The following is a 23,895-nucleotide window of genomic DNA, read 5'->3' on the forward strand; positions in this document are numbered from 1 at the left end:
GTTGAACTTTTGCAGTTGCCAGACCGCAAGATGTTTTAACAAATCAAAAGGGGTTTTAATAACTGGCTTAAAGCTGAAAGCTTTCCGGAACCCCCAGCCTAGCTGGGGGTTTTCCATAGACAAAAAAGCCGGATAGTATCTTATCCGGCCTACACAAGCTAAAAACCGCAATCAGTTCTCGGTATCCAGCTCGTCGAAGCTTTTCACCAAATCATCAATCGCTTTTATCTGGGTCAGGAACTGCTCCAGTTTCGCCAGCGGCAGCGCGGAAGGACCGTCGCACTTCGCGTTAGCCGGGTCCGGATGCGACTCCAGGAACAGGCCCGCCAGACCGACAGCCATACCGGCGCGCGCCAGCTCGGTCACCTGACCTCGACGACCACCCGAGGCGGCGCCAAATGGGTCGCGGCATTGCAGCGCGTGGGTGACGTCGAAAATCACCGGCGAGTTGCCGGAGACCTTTTTCATCACGCTAAAGCCCAGCATATCCACCACCAGGTTGTCATAACCGAAGTTCGCGCCGCGATCGCACAGAATCACCTTATCGTTACCACCCTCATGGAACTTATCCACGATATTGCCCATCTGACCCGGGCTTACGAACTGCGGCTTTTTCACGTTAATCACAGCGCCGGTTTTCGCCATCGCTTCCACCAGGTCGGTCTGGCGCGCCAGAAACGCCGGGAGCTGAATCACGTCAACCACATCAGCAACAGGCTGCGCCTGGCTGGCTTCATGGACGTCAGTGATCACTTTTACGCCAAATGTCTGCTTGAGTTCCTGGAAGATTTTCATCCCTTCTTCCAGACCCGGCCCACGGTAAGAGTGAATAGAGGAACGGTTGGCTTTATCAAAAGAGGCCTTGAACACGTAAGGAATACCCAGCTTCTGGGTAACGGTTACGTAGTGCTCACAAATGCGCATTGCCAGATCGCGTGACTCCAGCACGTTCATACCGCCAAACAGCACAAACGGCAGGTCATTTGCCACCTTAATGTCGCCAATGTTAACCACTTTTTGTTTCATAGGATCGCCTTACACTTATAGGTAAAATGTCGGTTAATTAATGTAGAACAATTTGCTTGTGCGCAATGGTGTTGATCTGCGCACGAATCATTTCGCTGATCGGGTCTTCCGGACACTGTTCAACGAAGTAGCTTAAATCAGTCAGCGCAACGTGTTCACACTCAAGCTGCGCGTAGATCAACCCGCGGTCACGGATTTCGTAAGGATCTTCCGGGTTAAATTGCAACAATGCTTCGCTAACGCGTAGCGCCAGCTCCATTTGCCGTTCCTCCATCAGCGAGGATTTCAGCGTATCCAGTAGCTTACGAATCACTTCGGCGTTATCCGCTTCGTCCAAATCTTCATTAAACAACTCGGCGACCGGACTAATATTGCCTTTTAACCAGACTTCCAGAGTATGTTCATCAAGCGTTTCACCGTTGAACGGGTTAATCAGCCACATTTCCCCTTCCAGCGATTCAATACGCAAAATCAACTGCGTTGGGAAGATAACGGGCACCAACGGCAAATCAAGACGGTTTGCTATCCATAATAAAATAGCGCCCAACGATACCGCGCTCCCCTGGCGTTTTTTCAGGACTTTATCGAGCCATAAAGCATCAGAAAGACGGTAGACGCCGCGGGAATCCGTGAACCCCCACTCGCCGTAAAAAAGTGCCAGCAATTTTTCCAGTTGCTCATCCTGAGACAGGAGCTGGCTAATTTCTTCCTGCGCCAGACTGACCAGACGTTCCAGTTCGTCGTAGACAAACTGCGTGGGAAAATCCAGGCGAATCATCTCTGATGCCAGGATCATGCCATCACACAGCGGCGCATTGTTAAATTCGAAATCAGCTAACGACCTCATGACTTACCCCAGTAACGGTATTTTTGTGGTGGCGAGTTTAATGATGATGTACAGCACCACCAGCGCCAGCGGGAAAGCGATAAAACGCGCCTGCTGGCTGCGCGCCTGACGATAATCAAGCGCAATAAAACCCAAAACGATGTAGATGATAACGCCAAACAGTTTTTCAGTCAGCCATGCGCCCGACTCCGTGAATGGCAGGATGTGCGTTTTAACGATTAACCCAATACCGCTAAGCAGTAACAGGGTATCTATGACGGGAGGCACGATTCGTGTCCAGCGCGCGGCGGCCAACGCATGGCCGCAATAGCGCCACCAGTAACGAGCGACAAACAAACTGACGGAGAGCGCAACACAGATAAGATGAAGCGTGAGCAACATTGCAATTGTCATGGCGTAAAACGTCCGCAGGTCACGCGTTCATTACCGCCATAATCACGACACGTTTCTACATCCGAGTAACCAGACCGCCTGAAAACCGCTCTTACCGCTTCGCCTTGCTGCCAACCGTGTTCCAGCAGCAGGAATCCGCCGGGCGTTAACATCTGGCGGGCGTTATCGATAATATGCGTAAGATCCGCCATACCGTTTTCGTCCGCCACCAACGCCGAGCGCGGTTCAAAGCGTACATCGCCTTCGCTAAGGTGCGGGTCCTGCGCGTCAATGTAGGGTGGATTGCTGACAATCATGTCGAACTGCTGCCCCGATAGCGCGCTGAACCAACAACTTTGCAGTATACGCACATTCCGGATAGCCAAATGTTCCGCGTTGCGTATCGCCAGCGCAACCGCATCAGGCATACGATCGACCGCAGTCACCTCGCAATCCGGTCGCTCGCAGGCCAGCGCCAGCGCAATCGCGCCGGTTCCGGTGCCTAAATCCAGAATACGACAGGTTTTTACCGGCAATAGCGCCAACGCCTGTTCAACCAGACATTCGGTATCCGGGCGCGGGATTAGCGTGGCGGGAGAAACGAAGAGCGGCAGCGACCAGAATTCGCGTAAGCCCGTCAGGTACGCAATAGGTTCGCCCTGTTTACGCCGCTGCAGCAGGTCCGCGAGCTGTTGTTGCTGGACGTCGGTAAGCGGCGTTTCGCCAAAGGCCATGATATACGTCCGCCCCTTGCCCGTAACGTACTCTAGCAGGATCTCGGCGTCGCGCCGGGGGCTGTCGCTGTCCCGGAGCTGGTTTACCGCCTCATGCAGCCAGTGCTGAAAATCCATTATTCCTGCTCGGATAAGGCGGCTAACAGGTCAGCCTGGTGTTCCTGAACAATCGGCTCAATCAGCATATCCAGCTTACCTTCCATCGTTTCATCAAGGCGATATAACGTCAGATTAATACGATGATCGGTCACGCGCCCCTGCGGGAAATTATAGGTCCGGTTACGATCGCTGCGATCGCCGCTGCCAAGCAGATTGCGTCGCGTTGACGCCTCGGCCTGCTGGCGTTTTGCCGTTTCGGCGGCGTGAATGCGCGCCCCGAGCACCGAGAGCGCTTTCGCTTTGTTTTTATGCTGCGAACGCTCGTCCTGGCATTCCACCACGATGCCGGTCGGCAAGTGGGTAATTCGGATAGCGGAGTCGGTGGTGTTAACGTGCTGACCGCCCGCGCCGGAAGAACGAAACGTATCAATGCGCAGATCCGCCGGGTTAATATCCGGCAGCTCGGCTTCCGGCAGCTCCGGCATCACGGCGACGGTACAGGCGGAGGTATGGATACGCCCCTGCGACTCGGTCGCCGGAACACGCTGTACGCGGTGTCCGCCGGACTCAAATTTCAGTCGGCCATACACGCCGTCGCCGCTGATTTTGGCGATGATCTCTTTATAACCGCCATGCTCGCCTTCGCTCATGCTCATGATCTCCACGCGCCAGCGGCGCGCTTCGGCATAACGACTGTACATGCGGAACAGATCGCCGGCAAACAGCGCGGCTTCGTCGCCGCCGGTGCCGGCGCGAACCTCAAGGAACGCGTTTCGTTCATCGTCCGGATCTTTCGGCAGCAGCAGTACCTGTAACTGTTGCTCCAGTTGTTCGCTTTTTTCTTTCGCTTCGCGCAGTTCTTCCTGCGCCATTTCTCGCATTTCAGGATCGTCGAGCATCATCTGAGCCGTCTCGATATCGTCCTGAACCTGTTGCCAGTCCGTAAAACAGCGAGAAACGTCGCTTAATTGCGCATATTCGCGCGACAATGCGCGAAAGCGGTCCTGGTCGGCGATAATTCCCGCATCGCCCAGCAACGCCTGAACTTCCTCATGGCGTTCGTGCAGGGCTTCCAGTTTGGCAACGATAGAAGGCTTCATAGGCGTAAATTCACCCTGTAAAAAAGTGTGGTGTGTGCTGCTACTCCAGCCCGAGGCTGTCGCGCAGAATATTCAGGCGTTCGTCATCCCCGTCACGGGCAGCCTGTTGAAGTGATTTCGTTGGCGCATGAATCAGGCGGTTGGTCAGTTTCCATGCCAGATCCTGCAAGATGGCTTGCGCATCACCGCCCTGTTGAAGGGCCGACAGCGCTTTGGTAGTCAGTTCGTCACGAATCTGCTCCGACTGACTACGGTATTCCCGAATGGTCTCGCTGGCCCCCTGGGCGCGTAGCCAGGCCATAAACTCGCTGGCTTCCTGCTCAACAATCGTTTCCGCTTCTACCGCCGCAGCCTGACGCTGCGCCAGATTATGCGAAATGATGCTCTGTAAATCATCGACGCTATAAAGATAAGCGTTCGCCAGTTTGCCGACTTCCGGTTCAACGTCGCGCGGTACGGCAATATCCACCAGCAGCATCGGCTGGTTGCGACGGCTTTTTAATGCGCGCTCCACCATGCCTTTACCGATAATCGGCAGCGGGCTGGCGGTCGAACTGATAATAATATCGGCATCCTGCAAACGGGCGTCGATATCGCTGAGCGAGATAACCTCAGCGCCTACCTCATCCGCCAGGGCTTGCGCGCGCTCGCGGGTTCGGTTGGCGATAATCATCTTTTGTACTTTATGCTCGCGCAGGTGACGCGCCACCAGTTCAATGGTTTCGCCCGCGCCAACTAACAGTACGGTGACCGTCGAGAGCGATTCAAAGATTTGGCGGGCGAGCGTACAGGCGGCAAACGCGACGGAGACGGCGCTAGCGCCGATATCGGTTTCAGTCCGCACTCGCTTAGCGACGGAAAAAGACTTCTGAAACATTCGCTCCAGCGCGCTGGCGTTAAGGTGGCCTTTTTGCGAATCCGCAAACGCTTTTTTCACCTGACCGAGGATTTGCGGTTCGCCCAGCACCAGTGAATCCAGACCGCTGGCGACGCGCATCAGGTGGCTGACGGCGTCATTATCCTGATGCCAGTACAGACTGTTGCGCAGATCGTCCTCGTTCAGGTTATGGTAATCGCATAACCAGCGGATCAGCGCTTCTTGCAGGTTATCCTGCTCTTCCACGCTCAGATACAGCTCTGTACGGTTACAGGTTGACAGCACGACCCCGCCCTGCACCATTGGCTGCGCAAGCAGGCTGTCCAGCGCCTGATCAAGCGTGTCCGGCGAAAACGTTACGCGTTCTCGCAGCGATACAGGTGCCGTTTTATGGTTAATACCGAGCGCTAAAAGGGTCATGTCTGCGGGAGTAGTACCAGCGTTGATATGGTTAGTCTGCTTGCATCATACAGGATGCGCGTGGTCAATAAAAGAGAGAGCCCCCTTTTGGAGTAATTGGCAGCGCTCGCTAATTTGATGATTTAAGACAACTTGAAAGTAGACGATGTCACCAGGCGGCGCTAGCATTAAAGGCTATAACTGTAACCGATAGCAAAAATTTGCCGAATCGCGACGCGAACGTTTTTACAGCCTGCAGGTTCAGTTTTCAGGCCTGATAAGCGTAACGCCATCAGGCAATTATTGCACCGTATCACAAGGATTCGTCATCACTATGACCCTGCCCGATTTTCGCCTGATTCGTCTACTGCCGTTAGCAAGCCTGGTTCTCACCGCCTGTACGCTTCCTGGGCATAAAGGCCCGGGCAAGAGCCCGGATTCCCCTCAGTGGCGCCAGCATCAGCAAGAGGTGCGTCATCTGAATCAATACCAGACGCGCGGCGCCTTTGCTTACATCTCAGATGATCAGAAAGTCTATGCGCGTTTCTTCTGGCAACAGACCGGACAGGATCGCTACCGCCTGCTGCTTACCAACCCGCTGGGCAGCACCGAGCTGGAGCTTAACGCCCAGCCGGGCAACGTCCAGTTGGTGGATAACAAAGGCCAGCGTTATACCGCCGATGACGCCGAAGAGATGATCGGCAAACTCACCGGGATGCCGATTCCGTTAAACAGCCTGCGGCAGTGGATCCTCGGTCTGCCTGGCGATGCCACTGACTACAAACTGGACGACCAGTACCGCCTGAGCGAAGTGAACTATCGCCAGGATGGTAAAAACTGGAAAGTGGTTTACGGTGGCTATGACAGCAAAACGCAGCCTGCCATGCCTGCCAATATGGAGCTTTCCGACGGCAGTCAGCGCATTAAGCTGAAAATGGATAACTGGATTGTGAAATGATGACCCATTGGCCTTCTCCGGCAAAATTAAATCTGTTTTTATATATCACCGGACAGCGTGCAGACGGCTACCACACGCTGCAGACGCTGTTTCAGTTTCTGGATTATGGCGACACACTCCACATCGAACCGCGTCGCGATGGCGAAATCCATTTATTAACGCCGGTTAACGGCGTTGAAAATGAAGACAATCTGATCGTCCGCGCCGCGCGGCTGTTGATGAAAATCGCCTCGGAGAGTGGACGCCTGCCCGCCGGAAGCGGCGCGGATATCAGCATTGAGAAGCGCCTTCCCATGGGCGGCGGTCTGGGTGGCGGCTCGTCTAACGCCGCGACCGTTCTGGTGGCGCTCAATCATCTTTGGCAATGCGGGCTTTCCATTGATGAACTGGCGACGCTCGGCCTGACGCTCGGCGCCGACGTCCCGGTCTTTGTTCGTGGCCACGCCGCGTTTGCCGAAGGCGTAGGCGAAATATTAACGCCGGTGAATCCGCCGGAAAAATGGTATCTGGTCGCGCACCCAGGCGTAAGCATTCCGACGCCGGTTATCTTTAAAGATCCTCAATTGCCGCGTAATACGCCAAAAAGGTCAATAGATACGTTACTAAAATGTGAATTCAGCAATGATTGCGAGGTTATCGCAAGAAAACGTTTTCGCGAGGTTGATGCGGCGCTTTCCTGGCTGTTAGAATACGCGCCGTCGCGCCTGACTGGGACAGGGGCCTGTGTCTTTGCTGAATTCGATACAGAGTCTTGTGCTCGCCAGGTGCTTGAGCAAGCCCCGGAATGGCTCAATGCTTTTGTGGCGAAGGGTGTCAACCTCTCCCCATTGCATCGAGAGTTACTCTAACGCATTCGGGTTTCAGGAAGATGGCGAAATGACGAATCGCCGGTCATATATGCCGTATTTGACCGGTGTGAGGCATCGATACCAGCGCACATGAAACGTGAATGAAGACGAGTAAGCCGGGCAAGCTGAGCTTCGGTGACAACGTCACCTTGTTCCAGACGTTGCATCGCGCTCTTTAATACACCGCCTGGATAGGATTTTGCCTGGCCCGCACAGTTTTCGGCAGATTCTTTCCACCAATGGACGCATGCCTGAGGTTCTTCTCGTGCCTGATATGAAGCTTTTTGCTGGTAACGCCACCCCGGAACTAGCACAACGTATTGCCAACCGCCTGTACACTTCTCTCGGCGACGCCGCCGTAGGTCGCTTTAGCGACGGCGAAGTCAGCGTACAAATCAACGAAAATGTACGCGGTGGTGATATTTTCATCATCCAGTCCACTTGTGCCCCAACCAACGACAACCTGATGGAATTGGTCGTTATGGTTGATGCCCTGCGTCGTGCTTCCGCAGGTCGTATCACCGCCGTTATCCCCTACTTTGGCTATGCACGTCAGGACCGTCGCGTACGTTCCGCCCGTGTGCCGATTACCGCAAAAGTTGTCGCTGACTTCCTGTCCAGCGTCGGCGTTGACCGCGTTCTCACCGTAGATCTGCATGCTGAACAGATCCAGGGCTTCTTTGACGTTCCGGTTGATAACGTGTTCGGTAGCCCAATCCTGCTCGAAGATATGTTGCAACTGAATCTGGATAACCCGATCGTGGTTTCTCCGGATATTGGCGGCGTGGTTCGTGCCCGCGCTATCGCTAAGCTGCTGAACGATACCGATATGGCTATCATTGATAAACGTCGTCCGCGCGCGAACGTTTCTCAGGTGATGCACATCATCGGCGACGTCGCTGGCCGTGACTGCGTGCTGGTTGATGATATGATCGATACCGGCGGTACTCTGTGCAAAGCAGCAGAAGCATTGAAAGAACGTGGCGCTAAACGCGTGTTTGCCTACGCGACGCACCCGATCTTCTCAGGCAATGCGGCAAACAACCTGCGCAACTCCGTCATTGATGAAGTCGTTGTCTGCGACACCATTCCGCTGACCGACGAAATCAAAGCGCTGCCGAACGTGCGTACTTTGACCCTGTCAGGTATGCTGGCCGAAGCGATTCGCCGTATCAGCAACGAAGAATCGATTTCCGCCATGTTCGAGCATTGATCGAACCCGGATCTGAAACCCGCTGCGGCGGGTTTTTTTGTCTGTAACACCCTTTTGTATGACTTATGCCTCCTTCACCTGCCATTTAGTTGACAGATGATGCGCTCATGGATGAAACATTATTGTGAACAAATTATTTTCCTCACATGTGATGCCTTTCCGCGCTCTCATCGATGCTTGCTGGAAAGAAAAATATACCGCCTCCCGGTTCACCCGTGATGTGATAGCCGGGATCACCGTCGGGATTATTGCTATCCCGCTGGCGATGGCGCTGGCAATTGGCAGTGGCGTTGCGCCGCAGTATGGCCTCTATACCTCCGCTGTCGCCGGGATCGTGATCGCGCTAACCGGCGGCTCGCGCTTTAGCGTTTCCGGCCCTACCGCCGCGTTTGTGGTGATTTTGTATCCGGTATCGCAACAGTTTGGTCTGGCGGGCCTACTGGTCGCCACGCTGATGTCGGGCTTCTTCCTGATCCTTTTCGGCCTGGCGAGACTGGGGCGATTGATTGAATATATCCCGGTGTCGGTCACGTTGGGTTTTACCTCAGGGATTGGTATTACCATCGGTACCATGCAGATTAAAGATTTTCTTGGTCTGCAGATGGCCCATGTGCCAGAGCACTATTTGCAGAAAGTCGGCGCGCTGTTTATGGCGTTGCCCACCGTCAATATTGGCGATGCCGCCATTGGCGTGGTAACGCTGGGAACGTTGATTTTCTGGCCGCGTCTCGGTATTCGTCTGCCAGGACATCTTCCCGCGCTGCTGGCCGGTTGCGCCGTGATGGGGATCGTTAATCTGCTGGGCGGCAATGTGGCGACTATCGGCTCACAGTTCCATTACGTTCTGGCTGACGGCACTCAGGGCAACGGCATCCCGCAGCTCCTGCCGCAACTGATGCTGCCGTGGAGTCTTCCTGGCTCCGATTTCACGCTAAGCTGGGATTCACTGCGCGCGCTGCTGCCAGCGGCTTTCTCAATGGCAATGCTGGGGGCAATCGAATCATTGCTCTGCGCCGTCGTGCTGGACGGCATGACCGGCACCAAACATAAAGCTAACAGCGAACTTATCGGCCAGGGGCTGGGGAATATGGTCGCGCCGTTCTTTGGCGGCATCACCGCCACCGCCGCGATTGCCCGCTCTGCCGCCAACGTCCGCGCTGGCGCGACCTCTCCCGTCTCAGCGGTAATTCACGCTATCCTGGTTATTCTGGCGCTACTGGTCTTAGCCCCGCTACTCTCCTGGCTGCCGCTTTCCGCGATGGCGGCGCTACTGCTGATGGTGGCATGGAATATGAGTGAAGCCCATAAAGTGGTGGATCTGTTACGCCATGCGCCGAAAGACGACATTATCGTTATGCTGCTGTGCATGTCATTAACGGTTCTGTTTGATATGGTCATCGCCATCAGCGTGGGGATTGTCCTTGCTTCCCTGCTGTTTATGCGCCGTATTGCGCGAATGACTCGACTTGCGCCGGTCAATGTCGATGTGCCTGAAGATGTGCTGGTGCTGCGTGTTATCGGTCCGCTCTTTTTCGCCGCGGCGGAAGGGTTGTTTACTGACCTTGAGTCACGTATTAAGGGCAAACGTATCGTCGTTCTGAAATGGGACGCAGTACCAGTGCTGGATGCAGGCGGGCTTGATGCTTTTCAGCGTTTTGTGAAGCGTCTGCCGGAGGGTTGCGAATTGCGTATCAGTAATCTGGAGTTCCAACCGCTGCGCACAATGGCGCGTGCCGGTATCAAACCTATTCCTGGGCGTCTGACCTTCTTCCCGAACAGGACGGAGGCGTTAGCGGATTTACTCAGTTAATGGACAATGCCCGGTGGCGATAACGCTTACCGGGCCTGAACCGGTTAGCTATGACGACGATTGTCGTTACGGCGGCAACGTTTGTCATAGTGACGTACCCACCAATATTTGTCGCTCACCTGCTCATGCCCCCCTACACGAGCCCCCGCCAGCCAAAGAACTGCCCCGACAAAAATGCTCAGTATTGCGCCATGCGCAAAAAATTGCGGCAAATTAAACTGCGGCAGTTGGTTTAAAATAGAGTAACCCACGCCGACAACCATCACGACCAGCCCCAACCCCATCAGCACGTTACCGAATAACGAAGCGTTTTTGCGTTTCATATGTCACCTCCGGAACTTTTGGGTTGTTTTTAGGAAATCCCCCTAAACTTTATGTGTAAAGTATAGACAACACTTCCGTTTGTAAGTGCGGTTGCGATCACAAATGTAAAGTTTCATTTAACAAAACTTTACAAATAACACACTGAACAGTTTACATTTTTAATAATCAATGCTGGCAATTATTTAATTTACTCCAGAGTGTCGCTGTGTTTTGTCAAGCGGGCAGACAGACAGTAAACTACGCGCCAGTTATGGATCTACTCAGGACAAAAAACGTGGCAATTAAATTGATTGTTGGTCTGGCGAATCCCGGTGCGGAATATGCCGCGACGCGACACAATGCAGGCGCATGGTACGTCGATTTACTGGCGGAGCGCCTGCGCGCGCCGTTGCGTGAAGAGCCTAAATTCTTTGGCTATACCTCACGCATCACGCTGGAAGGGGAAGATGTTCGCCTGCTGGTACCCACCACGTTCATGAACCTCAGTGGTAAAGCAGTTGGCGCAATGGCCAGTTTTTACCGTATTCAGCCGGACGAAATTCTGGTCGCTCACGACGAGCTGGATCTCCCTCCGGGCGTGGCGAAATTTAAACTTGGCGGCGGCCACGGCGGCCACAATGGTCTGAAAGACATCATCAGCAAGCTGGGCAATAATCCCAACTTTCACCGCTTACGCGTTGGAATTGGTCATCCAGGCGATAAAAATAAAGTTGTTGGTTTCGTGCTGGGTAAACCCCCTGTTTCTGAACAAAAATTAATTGATGAGGCCATTGACGAAGCGGCGCGCTGTACGGAATTGTGGTTCAAAGAGGGTCTGGCCAAAGCAACAAGCCGTTTGCATACCTTTAAGGCGCAATAACCAGTGATGTGCGGCATTTTTGCCGCACGCCGTGTATAATAGGCGAAGTTATTTCCATTTCTGCAATCTGTTTTCTATAACAGGTTGATTATTAAGATATTAAGGTGAGTTAAATCATGGGATTCAAATGCGGTATCGTCGGTCTGCCCAACGTCGGGAAATCCACCCTGTTCAACGCGCTGACAAAAGCCGGTATTGAAGCGGCAAACTTTCCGTTCTGCACTATCGAACCGAATACCGGTGTCGTGCCGATGCCCGATCCGCGTCTGGACCAGTTGGCTGAGATTGTTAAACCGCAACGCATTCTACCAACTACGATGGAGTTCGTGGATATCGCCGGTCTGGTAAAAGGCGCGTCCAAAGGCGAAGGGTTGGGTAACCAGTTCCTGACCAATATCCGTGAAACTGAAGCTATCGGTCACGTGGTTCGCTGCTTTGAGAACGACAATATCATCCATGTGGCGGGTAAAGTAAACCCGGCAGAAGATATTGATGTTATCAATACCGAACTGGCTCTGGCTGACCTCGATACCTGCGAGCGCGCTATCCATCGCGTACAGAAGAAAGCCAAAGGCGGCGATAAAGACGCCAAAGCGGAACTGGCCGCGCTGGAAAAATGCCTGCCGCACCTGGCCGAAGCGGGGATGCTGCGTTCGCTGGACCTGACGGACGAAGATAAAGCGGCTATCCGTTATTTAAGCTTCCTGACGCTGAAGCCGACAATGTATATCGCTAACGTCAATGAAGACGGTTTTGAAAATAACCCGTATCTGGACCAGGTTCGCGAAATCGCCGCGAAAGAAGGTTCGGTCGTGGTTCCAGTGTGTGCCGCCGTCGAAGCTGATATTGCTGAGCTGGATGATGACGAGCGCGACGAATTTATGGCTGAACTGGGTCTGGAAGAGCCGGGGCTGAACCGCGTTATTCGCGCAGGTTATCGCCTGCTGAACCTCCAGACCTACTTTACCGCCGGGGTGAAAGAAGTTCGCGCATGGACCATTCCGGTTGGCGCAACCGCGCCGCAGGCAGCAGGTAAAATCCATACCGACTTCGAAAAAGGCTTTATCCGCGCCCAAACTATCGCCTTTGACGACTTTATTACCTATAAAGGTGAACAAGGCGCGAAAGAAGCCGGTAAGATGCGAGCGGAAGGCAAAGATTACATCGTTAAAGATGGCGATATAATGAACTTCCTGTTCAACGTCTAAATAACATTTGTTGTCTTATGAGGTTTCATTGAATCTCAGAACAACGGTAAAACTCTATAAAATCCACGCCATTGCGTGGATTTTCATTTCACAATGTCTCAACTCATCTCGTAACAATGCTGTCAAAAATGAGTACAACATTCTTCCATCTTCATTTTAAGTAAATACAAGAACGGTATAATAAATAAACAAGGCCCCGTTATGCTCACCGATACGCAATGCCGCACTGCCAGGGCCATAGTGTGGATGTTGTTTCGTCTAAGGTTTTGACTCTATACCAGCGAAAAGCTTTTTAGAAAGGTATAGATACCGTATGGCCTGTTTGGGTTAACTCATATCACAGTATCGTACATAGCCTCAGATCTGGTTCAGGTGTTCCCCCCTACACTCACCACCGGGGCTCTTAGGGCAACTGCATGAACTACAAAATTATAATCATTTTGCAATTCTGAAACTAATTATAATTTGCGATTGCACTGCCATTAATTTAATACGTATAATGAATGAATAAAAAATCATTAAAATCGTAGACTGTAATACTCCAGAATCGCGTGAAGGAATTCATATTAAAATATTGAGATGATTTTTTAACAAAGAATCAACCCTGTTTGCTCTGTGACTATAGAGAAATACCGAAAGTTTTATTTTAGATCAAATCCAACCGGCTGGACGCACCATCATCAATTTTAGATTGACATTCATTAATAATAGTAGAATAGTGACCATAGAAATTTCGGTAGATATACAGGATGATGCCGTGGATAGTTTTATTTCTAATTTAATCATTTTCTTATTTATTGCCTTTTTGATAACGTTTTTTATATTCACACAAAGAATAAAAGCTAAAGCAATAGATAAAATTGACAATAGTTTGACGCTTTACAGCATTATCTTTAACAAGGGCGTTCAGGACCATGTCACATCTCCTCAGAATATCATATCACATTTAAAAATCGATCGTTTTTACCCGTTGGTCACTTACCTCCCTGCAATCCCACTCTTTTTTCTTATTTTATATTGCCAGGAAGGCTTGTCATTAGCAATATTAACAATTTCCATCATAGCATTACTTTCATTTGCTGCATTGAGTCTTACAATGTCACTTGATATATATGAAAATGCTATTGTTCATAATACTTTGCTAAGGAAAAGAGTCTTTTTATTTAGCCAACTTGACTCTATTGATGAAAAAATAGACTATGACGGTGTTCCAAACACAAAAGAAGAAGCGCTAATGTATCCAAGATATTATGCCATAGTAAAAAATGGGCGAGTCATCTTTTGCATACCGAAAACACTTAGCAATTACTCCAGTTTCAAAAAAAATTTCAATGAATCGTCTATTTTTATAAAAGAAATAATAGACAACGAATATTAACCAGATAATTAACCCAGTATTTATCAGGAAGGTATAAAATGTTTCAGAATTCAGGCGAAGTGATTATGTGCTTCGGTTGTTTTTTATTTTCCTTACCATTTATTCTTGTTTTAATTAGAAAAGTGCTTTTTTTTGTTGGGCTACAATATAATTTTCTTCATAGCCACAAAGCAGGTGTCGCTTTTGGATTGCTACTTATATATGGACTTATCATCGCATACATAGGGCAGTCGTATAAAGACAGGATCTGCAATGATGTGATGCTTTCTTATTATGAACAAGGTATAAATTATTCTGAGCTAACGCCATCGCAGAGGATAAATATATTATATGCGAGTATTCATATGCCTATAGATTTCAAAAAAGGTAACGACGTCTCTAAGTACTTACCTGCGTTAGAAAAATACACATACCAATCAAAAATATATAAACATAAATCAATAGAAAAGGCCAAAGAAGAGACAAATCAATTTATGAAAACATTCACACAATAATTATACATACTGCATACCAAGCCACAAGTGCGGTAAACACATCGATCTTTGGTGTACATTAACACTAAGAGCCTATCCCACCAGGCGTTATTGGCGCAGCCAGTTTGGACACGGACAGCGCGCAAAAACCGGAGCGTACACGTAGTACGTGAGGTTTGACTCGCTACGCTCGCCCTTCGGGCCTCCGCTAGCGGCGTTCAAAACGCTAACGCGTTTTGGCGAGCACTGCCCAGGTCCAAAATGGCAAGTAAAATAGCTCTAATGGGATAGGCTCTAAGCGTCAATCCCTCTTACACAGTTATAGCAGCGCACCAGGTACAATGCATTGATACTTAAAGACTGGTGTAGAAATTCATAATTGGAAACATCGAAGATTCAGAGTTTTCGTCAGAGATCGGGCCAGGGTCAATCTGGCCGGGATCTCAAAAATGCATGGAACTAAAACGAGTCTATTTACAGTAAGTTCTTTTCTTAATTACCAGTCGACATTCACTGTATGATTATAAAAAGGATGCTGGTCCTTTAGCGGCGTCTCATAACTTGGGATCGCATCATAATCATCTTTTCCCCGAACGGAATACCTTCCCGCTTCGATATCAAAACGATGTTTGAGCCATCCCGCGACATGACTTGCGAAAGCCTCTTTTCTTCTTAATGGCCAATCAACAGAAGCCAAATTAACATCTAATAAGTACCGCCCTTCTTTATTAACCTTGATCATTCCAGCCTGCAGTAACGCCCGTACCACCTGGGATTGGTTATCATGAATCCAGACCCAGGCATTTCCAAATTCCATTGCATAACTATCATTTAAAAAATCTTTTTTTGAATATAATTCACTTACATAATCATTGATAGAGTCAGCATAATTTTTTACTTTAGATGCAGATAAATCAAAAAAAGATTCAAATTCGAAAGTATTGTCATTAATACAGGACAGTAACGCCCCCGGTTCCGAGAGCTGGGTCCATGATTGTAAACTCTCTACAGCTATAATGAATTTGAAAGTATTTCTTCCAATGATACCCCGGTCAATTAAAGTTAAAATATCGTGAGCTACGGTAGGGATATCTTGTGCAAACGGGACGATTATTCCCGCACCACTTATTTCGCTTGATCTAAAATCAAACCCTGGGGTACTTTCAATGTTTTCCGGAATACCATACTCTTTAATATGATTAAGGAAACTTTTAATATCGCCACGATATGGCCAACGCCATTCGCGTTCATGTGTCCAGTCAATCTTACCTGGAACATAAGTAACATATCTATATTGTTCAATCAAAGGAAGAGCCGTTTCATCAAGAATACGCTCCCCGTTTCTGCCTTGCGAGCATCGAGCATTGTTATGCTCATCCAACCCATATATGACTGGCCTTGCCCCATAATTAAACATTTGCTCTTTAGGTAAAACGATTGCATATAAACCGATTTTTTCATTTCGTTCTAATCGGCGAACACCAGTTTCTAAATAAGCTGCAATCGGCATATCTGTAAAGCATACCACCGGGGAGTCACCATATACGGTTCGTTGCCCATTTCGGTATGACCAGGACGAGAAAATTTTATGACTGCGTAAAGATAATCGAAGTAAATATTTAGCATCAATGAAACATGCGTGGTGCTGATTATTAAAACCACAGTGCTCAGGCAAATAAATATGGCTACCGGTCTCTAAATTAACGTCCCGAAAAAAATGAATCAAATAATCGGATAAGTCAAATCTGATGTTATTTTTCATGGGACGCCCTCTTTCAAACAGTCTCTTTTTTGCATTCCTTTAAAACCAGCACCACTATTTTATATAAAAATCATCGCGAAGTATGCTTCTTTTAACGATGACATCAAATCCTCCCCCCTTTTGCATCAACTTACGCATCCCTGAAATGGCGAGAACAGGCTAAATCTACCCGAGGTCACTCGCTAAAAACCTCATCCTGGAACAAGCTCAACCGCCCTTCCCCGCCACAGCCCTTTCGCCGAAAAACCGATAATGGGTATAAATATACCGCTATAAGCTATACCCACACACTTCACATTGTTTCTTATCGTTAATCCGATACGCTTTTTTCACATTATTTCTGGCGATATACGCCGGTGCAAAGTGAATCGGGCTCGTTTCCGCGCTCGCGCGTAACACAATGGTTTACCTTGCTGGCGGAACGTCAACGGACCCGCAAAAGCGCCTTATGCCCCTGGCGGAGCGTGGTGCAAAAAGGAGAAAAAATACGCGTTATGAATAACGAGGAGACCTTTTATCAAGCCATGCGTCGTAAGGGAGTGACCCGACGCAGCTTTCTCAAATTCTGTAGCCTTGCCGCCACATCGCTGGGACTGGGCGCCGGAATGACGCCAAAGATCGCCTGGGCGCTGGAGAATAAACCGCGGATTCCGGTGGTCTGGATTCATGGACTGGAATGCACCTGCTGTACCGAATCCTTTATCCGTTCCTCGCACCCGCTAGCCAAAGATGTGATCCTCTCGCTGATTTCCCTTGATTATGACGACACCCTGATGGCCGCCGCCGGCGCACAGGCCGAAGAAGTCTTTGACGATATTACCACTCGCTACGCCGGGAAATACATTCTGGCGGTGGAAGGCAATCCGCCGTTAGGAGAGCAAGGAATGTTCTGTATCAGCGGCGGCCGCCCGTTTATTGAAAAACTGAAGAAAGCCGCCGCGGGCGCCAGCGCTATTATCGCCTGGGGAAACTGCGCCTCCTGGGGTTGCGTCCAGGCCGCCCGCCCCAATCCGACCCAGGCAACGCCTATCGATAAAGTGATCACCGACAAGCCGATCGTGAAAGTCCCTGGATGTCCGCCAATCCCGGATGTCATGAGCGCCATTATCACCTATATGGTGACGTTTGATCGTCTGCCGGAACTCGATCGCATGGGCCGTCCACTGATGTTCTATGGTCAGCGTATCCACGATAAATGCTACCGCCGCGCCCATTTTGACGCCGGTGAATTTGTCGAGAGCTGGGATGATGACGCCGCCCGCAAGGGATACTGCCTGTACAAGATGGGCTGTAAAGGGCCAACCACCTATAACGCCTGCTCCTCCACACGCTGGAATGACGGAGTCTCCTTTCCTATCCAGTCCGGTCACGGATGTCTGGGATGCTCAGAAAATGGTTTCTGGGATCGCGGCTCGTTTTATAGCCGCGTGGTGGATATTCCCCAGATGGGTACCCATTCAACCGCCGATACGGTGGGGCTGACCGCGCTGGGCGTGGTCGCGGCGGGCGTTGGCGGTCACGCTATCGCCAGCGCGCTCAACCAACGTAAACGCCACAAACAACAGTTAGCGCAAGCCGAACAACAGCCGGACAATGAGGATAAACAGGCATGAGTAACCAGTATCAAACCCAGGGTTATACCGTTAACGACGCCGGCCGTCGTCTGATCGTGGACCCGATTACTCGCATCGAAGGGCATATGCGCTGCGAAGTGAACATTGATGAGCAAAACGTCATTACCAATGCCGTTTCCTGCGGCACAATGTTCCGCGGGCTGGAGATCATTCTGCAAGGCCGTGACCCGCGTGACGCCTGGGCGTTTGTTGAACGTATTTGTGGTGTCTGTACCGGGGTACATGCTCTGGCGTCGGTGTACGCTATCGAAGATGCGATTGGTATCCAGGTACCGGATAACGCCAATATTATACGTAACATCATGCTGGCTACGTTGTGGTGCCACGATCATCTGGTCCATTTTTATCAGTTAGCCGGCATGGACTGGATTGATGTTCTGAATGCGCTGAAAGCCGATCCGCGCGCCACCTCGCAGTTGGCGCAAAGCCTTTCCGCCTGGCCGATGTCATCGCCGGGCTACTTCTTTGACGTACAAAATCGATTGAAGAAATTTGTCGATGGCGGCCAGCTTGGGATATTCCGTAACGGCTATTGGGGACATCCACAGTACAAATTGTCGCCAGAGGCTAATCTGATGGGTTTTGCCCACTATCTTGAAGCCCTCGACTTCCAGCGCGAGATCGTCAAAATCCATACCATATTTGGCGGTAAGAACCCCCATCCTAACTGGATCGTCGGCGGGATGCCGTGCGCGATCAATCTCGATCAAAGCGGCGCGGTCGGGGCTATCAATATGGAGCGCCTCAACCTGGTGCAGTCGATCATCACCCGCACCGCCGACTTCATTAACAACGTGATGGTTCCGGACGCGCTGGCTATCGGCCAGTTCAATAAAGCATGGAGTCAAATTGGCACCGGTCTGTCGGATAAATGCGTGCTGAGCTACGGCGCATTTCCGGACATTGCCAACGACTTCAGCCAGCAAAGCCTGTTAATGCCGGGCGGCGCGGTGGTCAATGGCGATTTTAAAAATGTCATGCCGGTAGATTTGGCCGATCCGCAGCAGATACAGGAGTTTGTGGATCACGCCTGGTACCGTTATCCGGACGATCGGCAGGGGCGTCATCCTTTTGACGGCATTACCGATCCCTGGTACAACCCGGGTGATGTCAAAGGCAGCGATACGCATATCCAGCAGCTCAACGAGCAGGAACGTTACTCCTGGATTAAAGCGCCGCGCTGGCGGGGTCATGCCATGGAAGTCGGCCCGCTTGCCCGAACGCTTATCGCGTACCACAAAGGGGATGCCGCCACTATAGAGTCGGTAGATCGCATGATGTCCGCCCTTAAACTGCCGCTCTCCGGTATCCAGTCTACGCTTGGCCGTATTTTATGCCGCGCGCACGAAGCGCAATGGGCCGTCGGTAAGCTGCAGTATTTTTTCGACAGGCTTATGACCAACCTGAAAAACGGCGACCTGGCCACCGCCAATACCGAGAAATGGGAACCGGCCAGTTGGCCGCAGCACTGCCGCGGCATCGGTTTTACCGAAGCGCCTCGCGGAGCGTTGGGGCACTGGGCGTCAATCCGCGATCAGAAGATTGAACTCTATCAGTGCGTGGTTCCCACCACCTGGAACGCCAGCCCGCGCGATCCTAAAAAACAGATCGGCGCCTATGAAGCGGCATTGATGGGAACGCAAATGGCGATTCCCGACCAACCGTTAGAAATCCTGAGGACGCTGCACAGCTTCGACCCCTGCCTCGCCTGCTCAACCCACGTGCTCGGCGACGACGGCAGCGAACTGATTGCCGTCCAGGTACGCTAAGCGTTAAGGAAAAGAACGATGACTGGAAAGCTATCTCCACGCGTCGGGGAGGCGCGTGATACTGCCGTCAGCCACTATGTGTTTGAAGCGCCGGTACGCCTGTGGCACTGGCTAACGGTGGCCTGCATGTTGGTACTGATGGTAACAGGCTACTTCATTGGCCGGCCCTTGCCGTCTGTGAGTGGCGAGGCGACCTATCTGTTTTACATGGGCTATATCCGGCTGATCCACTTTGCCGCCGCGATGATCTTTACCGTGTTACTGCTGGGGCGAATTTATTGGGCCTGTGTCGGCAACCGCTATTCACGAGAGCTGTTTATCGTCCCGGTCTGGCGTCGTAGTTGGTGGCAAGGCGCTTTCACCGTGGTCCGCTGGTATCTGTTTCTGGAGAAAAAACCGGGGAGCGACATCGGACATAACCCTGTCGCGCAGGCCGCGATGTTCGGCTATTTCCTGTTGTCGGTATTTATGATCCTCACCGGTTTCGCTCTGTTTGGCGAGCATAGCCAGTACGCCATCTTTGCGCCGTTCCGCTATGTGGTTGAATTTTTCTACTGGACCGGCGGCAACTCCATCGATATTCACAGCTGGCACCGACTGGGCATGTGGCTGATCGCCGCCTTCATCGTCGGGCACGTTTACCTCGCTATCCGGGAAGACATTATGTCCGACGATACGGTGATCTCCACCATGATCAATGGCTATCGCAGCCATAAATTCCCCAAACCGCACGACAAGGAGCCCTCATGAATGCGCAACGCATAGTGGTGATGGGATTAGGAAACCTGCTGTGGGCCGATGAAGGATTCGGTATCCGGGTCGCGGAGCGTTTGTATGCCCGATATCACTGGCCTGAAGAGGTGGAAATTGTGGACGGCGGTACGCAAGGGCTAAACCTGTTAGGTTATGTAGAGCAAGCCAGCCATCTCCTGCTCCTTGACGCGATCGATTACGGCCTGGCGCCGGGCAGCCTGCGAACCTATGCCGGCGAGAAAATCCCCGCGTATCTCAGCGCCAAAAAAATGAGTCTGCATCAAAACAGTTTTTCCGAAGTTCTGGCGCTGGCCGACATCCGCGGGCATCTGCCCTGTCACATAGCGCTGGTCGGTCTGCAACCGGCGCAACTGGACGACTATGGCGGTAGCCTGAGCGAAATAGCTCGCAGCCAGCTACCGGCGGCGGAACAGGCCGCCCTGGCGCAACTGGCCGCCTGGGGGATCGTACCGCAGGCAAACGAGGTCGCACGCTGCCTGAACTATAAATGCCTGTCGATGGAAAATTATGAGGGAGTGCGCATACGTCAGTATCAGACACGTCTGGAGGGCAAAAGAAGTGGCGAATGACACCCCGTTCTCTGCGCTATGGCAACGCCTGTTAACCCGTGGATGGCAACCGGCAGAGGCTTCCACGGTAGACGACTGGATCAAACGGGTTGGAGATGGCGTCATCCTGTTAAGTAGCGATCCGCGGCGTACGCCGGAAGTCAGCGATAACCCGGTGATGATTGCCGAACTCCTGCGTGAGTTCCCGCAGTTTGACTGGCAGGTGGCGGTGGCCGACCTTGAACAAAGCGAAGCTATCGGCGATCGCTTTAATGTTCGTCGGTTTCCGGCGACGTTGGTTTTTACAGACGGCGAGCTACGCGGCGCGCTCAGCGGCATTCATCCCTGGGCTGAACTGCTCACGCTGATGCGTTCGATGGTTGACACTCCCGCAGCGCAGGAGACAGTACAATGAGCAACGCCTTTTTTCATCTGCTGGGGCCAGGTACGCAGCCTGATGACGCTAGTTTCTCGATGAATCCCTTACCGCTCACCTGTCAGGTCAATGGCGACCCAAGTATGGCGGCGCTGGAGCGCTGCGCTCACAGCCCGGCGGTGATGGCATTGTTGACCGATCTGCGAGGTCAGCTTGCCCGGCGCATCCCGGAAGTCGGCGACGTGCTGGGATGGGAGTTATCTCCCCTGAATGCCGATGATCTCTCATTCCTCAATACGCTATTGGGCGAAGGCGAAGTCTCGGTACGCATTCAGCATCCGGACGGGAGTGAAAGCGAGATCCAGGAGACCATCTTCTGCGGCCTGTGGCGGGTACGCCATCTGCATAACCGACGTCTGCTGACGGATCGTCTGGAAGCGGGTAGCGCGCCCCTGACATTGTGGCAAGCGGCGACTGCCGATACGCTGCCTGACGACTCTCTGCTGCCTCCGCCTGTCGCTGGCCTGATGAATGGACTGCCGCTGGCCCATGAGTTATTGGCGCACGTACGCGATCCGGCGTCGCAACCTCACAGCATCAATTTGACCCAACTGCCGCTCAGCGAGGCCGATCGCCTTTTTCTGGCGCGTTTATGCGGACACGGGAATATTCAGATTCGCATCTCCGGGTATGGTGAAAGTCAAATCAACGCCACAGCATTGCGCCATCTCTGGCATGTGCGCTGTCTGGACGCGCTTAAAGGGCCGTTACTCGATAGCTATGAGATTTGTCCTTTGCCGGAGCTGGTACTGGCGGCCCCGGAAGATCTGGCCGATTCGCGCCAGCGCCTAGATGAAGTCTGCCGATGGCTGGAGACGCGCTAACGCTCTCAACAGGAACGTCACCGGTGTCCGGTACTGATTAGCTTTTTACTCTCTTTCTGCCTACAGGAGTTAGCATGTGGGATGTCATTGACTTATCGCGCTGGCAGTTTGCGCTGACCGCGCTGTATCACTTTTTATTTGTTCCTCTTACGCTTGGGCTGATTTTTTTGCTGGCCGTCATGGAGACGATCTATGTGGTGACGGGGAAAACCGTCTACCGCGATATGACGCGTTTCTGGGGCAAGCTCTTCGGGATCAATTTTGCTCTCGGTGTGGCTACCGGCCTGACCATGGAGTTTCAGTTCGGGACTAACTGGTCGCTCTATTCCAACTATGTGGGCGATATTTTCGGCGCGCCGCTGGCGATGGAAGCGTTACTGGCCTTTTTTCTCGAATCCACTTTTGTCGGCCTGTTCTTTTTCGGCTGGCAGCGGCTGAATAAATACCAACACCTGCTGGTCACCTGGCTGGTGGCCTTCGGCTCCAATATTTCAGCATTATGGATTCTGAATGCCAATGGCTGGATGCAGTATCCTACCGGCGCTCATTTCAACATCGATACGTTACGGATGGAAATGAGCAGCTTCAGCGATCTGGTCTTTAACCCGGTGAGCCAGGTGAAATTCGTCCATACCGTCATGTCCGGTTATGTCACCGGCGCCATGTTTATTATGTCCATCAGCGCCTGGTATCTGCTACGTGGCCGCGAGCGTGAGGTGGCCTTGCGCTCGTTTGCTATCGGCTCAGTATTCGGCACCCTGGCCATTCTGGGAACCCTGCAACTGGGGGACAGTTCGGCCTACGAGGTCGCCCGAATTCAGCCGGTGAAACTGGCGGCGATGGAAGGCGAATGGCAAACCGAACCCGCGCCCGCGCCGTTTCATCTGATTGCCTGGCCGCAGCAGGAACAGGAGCGTAATGCATTTGCCGTGAAGATCCCTGCTCTGCTGGGTATTCTGGCCACCCATTCGCTGGATACGCCGGTTCCGGGGTTAAAAAACCTGATGGACGACGCTCTGCCGCGCCTGAAGCGTGGCCGGGAGGCCTGGTTACTCATGCAGGAGATAGCGCAAGGCAATCGCTCGCCGCAGGTACTGAATGCGTTTCACGCCGTTGAGGGCGATCTGGGGTACGGCATTCTGCTGGCGAAATATGCCCCGGATATGAACCATGTGACGCCGGAGCAGTATCGTGCGGCCCAGCGTGGCGCTATTCCTCAGGTGGCGCCGGTGTTCTGGAGTTTCCGTATTATGGTCGGCTGCGGTTCGCTGCTGTTAGTGGTGATGTTGATTGCGTTGATACAGACGCTGCGAATGCGTATCGACCAGCATCGCTGGGTATTGCGTATGACGCTGTGGAGCCTGCCGTTACCGTGGATTGCCATTGAAGCCGGTTGGTTTATGACGGAGTTTGGCCGTCAGCCCTGGGCGATTCAGGACATTCTGCCGACCTGGTACGCTCACTCCGCGCTGACGCCGGGCCAGTTGGCCTTCTCAATGGGGCTTATCCTCGGACTTTACACCCTGTTTTTAATCGCGGAAGTCTATCTGATGCAGAAGTACGCGCGTCTTGGGCCAAGCGCCATGCAACATCAACAACAAGCGCAACAACAGGGATAAAGGA

Annotated in this window: 23 protein-coding genes; 15 read left to right on the plus strand and 8 right to left on the minus strand. The window is 52.0% G+C overall.

Annotated features, from left to right (window positions below; translation table 11 throughout):
* Window positions 1-171 precede the first annotated feature (171 nt).
* The 6 genes from kdsA to hemA are packed head-to-tail and all read right to left on the minus strand — an operon-like array spanning window position 172 to window position 5,475.
* Window positions 172-1,026 (minus strand): 3-deoxy-8-phosphooctulonate synthase, encoded by an 855-nt coding sequence (gene kdsA / locus J4728_RS20210; protein ID WP_000811046.1) that lies wholly within the window; start codon window positions 1,024-1,026, stop codon window positions 172-174.
* Between the two features lie 37 nt (window positions 1,027-1,063).
* A complete protein-coding gene (gene sirB1, locus J4728_RS20215; RefSeq protein WP_001257065.1) occupies window positions 1,064-1,873 on the minus strand; it encodes an invasion regulator SirB1 in 810 nt (269 codons plus the stop codon).
* Between the two features lie 3 nt (window positions 1,874-1,876).
* On the minus strand, window positions 1,877-2,266 hold the full coding sequence (sirB2, locus tag J4728_RS20220) for an invasion regulator SirB2 (RefSeq protein WP_000150666.1): 390 nt from the start codon (window positions 2,264-2,266) through the stop codon (window positions 1,877-1,879).
* Entirely contained in the window at window positions 2,263-3,096 is an 834-nt protein-coding gene (gene prmC, locus J4728_RS20225) for a peptide chain release factor N(5)-glutamine methyltransferase (RefSeq protein WP_208212330.1), read from the minus strand. Before prmC ends, sirB2 begins: the two co-directional genes overlap by 4 nt.
* On the minus strand, window positions 3,096-4,178 hold the full coding sequence (gene prfA, locus J4728_RS20230) for a peptide chain release factor 1 (RefSeq protein WP_000804703.1): 1,083 nt from the start codon (window positions 4,176-4,178) through the stop codon (window positions 3,096-3,098). Before prfA ends, prmC begins: the two co-directional genes overlap by 1 nt.
* Before the next feature lie 40 nt (window positions 4,179-4,218).
* On the minus strand, window positions 4,219-5,475 hold the full coding sequence (gene hemA, locus J4728_RS20235; protein WP_000173208.1) for a glutamyl-tRNA reductase: 1,257 nt from the start codon (window positions 5,473-5,475) through the stop codon (window positions 4,219-4,221).
* Between the two features lie 313 nt (window positions 5,476-5,788).
* On the opposite strand from hemA, the gene lolB reads away from it, so the two are divergent.
* From lolB to dauA, 4 genes are all read left to right on the plus strand, one after another.
* Window positions 5,789-6,412: a lipoprotein insertase outer membrane protein LolB gene (gene lolB / locus J4728_RS20240; RefSeq protein ID WP_000174484.1), complete on the plus strand. Its 624-nt coding sequence runs from the start codon at window positions 5,789-5,791 to the stop codon at window positions 6,410-6,412.
* Entirely contained in the window at window positions 6,409-7,260 is an 852-nt protein-coding gene (ispE, locus tag J4728_RS20245; RefSeq protein ID WP_000988258.1) for a 4-(cytidine 5'-diphospho)-2-C-methyl-D-erythritol kinase, read from the plus strand. Before lolB ends, ispE begins: the two co-directional genes overlap by 4 nt.
* A gap of 265 nt (window positions 7,261-7,525) precedes the next feature.
* Window positions 7,526-8,473, plus strand: coding sequence for a ribose-phosphate diphosphokinase (gene prs / locus J4728_RS20250; protein WP_001518537.1), 948 nt, complete (start codon window positions 7,526-7,528; stop codon window positions 8,471-8,473).
* 124 nt (window positions 8,474-8,597) lie between these two features.
* Window positions 8,598-10,283: a C4-dicarboxylic acid transporter DauA gene (dauA, locus tag J4728_RS20255; RefSeq protein ID WP_001037188.1), complete on the plus strand. Its 1,686-nt coding sequence runs from the start codon at window positions 8,598-8,600 to the stop codon at window positions 10,281-10,283.
* 44 nt (window positions 10,284-10,327) lie between these two features.
* Here the strand turns inward: dauA and ychH are convergent, their stop codons facing one another.
* Window positions 10,328-10,606: a stress-induced protein YchH gene (ychH, locus tag J4728_RS20260; RefSeq protein ID WP_000823878.1), complete on the minus strand. Its 279-nt coding sequence runs from the start codon at window positions 10,604-10,606 to the stop codon at window positions 10,328-10,330.
* A 275-nt stretch (window positions 10,607-10,881) separates the two neighbouring features.
* Here ychH and pth point away from each other — a divergent pair, with 275 nt between their 5' ends.
* From pth to J4728_RS20280, 4 genes are all read left to right on the plus strand, one after another.
* Entirely contained in the window at window positions 10,882-11,466 is a 585-nt protein-coding gene (pth, locus tag J4728_RS20265) for an aminoacyl-tRNA hydrolase (RefSeq protein ID WP_000985595.1), read from the plus strand.
* A gap of 116 nt (window positions 11,467-11,582) precedes the next feature.
* Entirely contained in the window at window positions 11,583-12,674 is a 1,092-nt protein-coding gene (gene ychF / locus J4728_RS20270; RefSeq protein WP_000505850.1) for a redox-regulated ATPase YchF, read from the plus strand.
* Window positions 12,675-13,431: 757 nt separating this feature from the next.
* Window positions 13,432-14,052 carry a hypothetical protein gene (locus J4728_RS20275; protein WP_208212332.1) on the plus strand — a complete coding sequence of 207 codons (621 nt, stop codon included), beginning with the start codon at window positions 13,432-13,434 and terminating at the stop codon, window positions 14,050-14,052.
* Window positions 14,053-14,090: 38 nt separating this feature from the next.
* Entirely contained in the window at window positions 14,091-14,546 is a 456-nt protein-coding gene (locus J4728_RS20280; protein WP_208212334.1) for a hypothetical protein, read from the plus strand.
* A gap of 475 nt (window positions 14,547-15,021) precedes the next feature.
* Here J4728_RS20280 and J4728_RS20285 read toward each other — a convergent pair whose 3' ends face one another.
* Window positions 15,022-16,287, minus strand: a complete 1,266-nt coding sequence (locus J4728_RS20285; protein WP_000794384.1) for a DUF4427 domain-containing protein — start codon at window positions 16,285-16,287, stop codon at window positions 15,022-15,024.
* Between the two features lie 494 nt (window positions 16,288-16,781).
* Here J4728_RS20285 and hyaA point away from each other — a divergent pair, with 494 nt between their 5' ends.
* The 7 genes from hyaA to appC all read left to right on the plus strand — a co-directional run bounded on the left by hyaA (window position 16,782) and on the right by appC (window position 23,891).
* Window positions 16,782-17,900 (plus strand): hydrogenase 1 small subunit, encoded by a 1,119-nt coding sequence (hyaA, locus tag J4728_RS20290; RefSeq protein ID WP_001058311.1) that lies wholly within the window; start codon window positions 16,782-16,784, stop codon window positions 17,898-17,900.
* Window positions 17,897-19,690, plus strand: a complete 1,794-nt coding sequence (gene hyaB / locus J4728_RS20295; protein ID WP_000070984.1) for a Ni/Fe-hydrogenase large subunit — start codon at window positions 17,897-17,899, stop codon at window positions 19,688-19,690. Before hyaA ends, hyaB begins: the two co-directional genes overlap by 4 nt.
* Before the next feature lie 18 nt (window positions 19,691-19,708).
* Window positions 19,709-20,440, plus strand: a complete 732-nt coding sequence (hyaC, locus tag J4728_RS20300) for a Ni/Fe-hydrogenase b-type cytochrome subunit (RefSeq protein ID WP_000147036.1) — start codon at window positions 19,709-19,711, stop codon at window positions 20,438-20,440.
* Entirely contained in the window at window positions 20,437-21,033 is a 597-nt protein-coding gene (gene hyaD / locus J4728_RS20305) for a hydrogenase 1 maturation protease (RefSeq protein ID WP_000993793.1), read from the plus strand. The genes hyaC and hyaD overlap by 4 nt, the downstream gene beginning before the upstream one ends.
* The gene (hyaE, locus tag J4728_RS20310) at window positions 21,023-21,427 is read left to right on the plus strand and encodes a hydrogenase-1 operon protein HyaE (protein WP_208212336.1); all 405 of its coding nucleotides are present in this window, start codon (window positions 21,023-21,025) and stop codon (window positions 21,425-21,427) included. Before hyaD ends, hyaE begins: the two co-directional genes overlap by 11 nt.
* Window positions 21,424-22,272 carry a hydrogenase expression/formation protein gene (locus J4728_RS20315; RefSeq protein WP_001525154.1) on the plus strand — a complete coding sequence of 283 codons (849 nt, stop codon included), beginning with the start codon at window positions 21,424-21,426 and terminating at the stop codon, window positions 22,270-22,272. Before hyaE ends, J4728_RS20315 begins: the two co-directional genes overlap by 4 nt.
* Before the next feature lie 74 nt (window positions 22,273-22,346).
* The gene (gene appC, locus J4728_RS20320) at window positions 22,347-23,891 is read left to right on the plus strand and encodes a cytochrome bd-II oxidase subunit 1 (protein WP_000263617.1); all 1,545 of its coding nucleotides are present in this window, start codon (window positions 22,347-22,349) and stop codon (window positions 23,889-23,891) included.
* Window positions 23,892-23,895 lie beyond the last annotated feature (4 nt).

Source organism: Salmonella sp. 32070601201500089SM (genome assembly GCF_017573605.1).
In the GTDB taxonomy this organism is placed as follows: domain Bacteria; phylum Pseudomonadota; class Gammaproteobacteria; order Enterobacterales; family Enterobacteriaceae; genus Salmonella; species Salmonella enterica.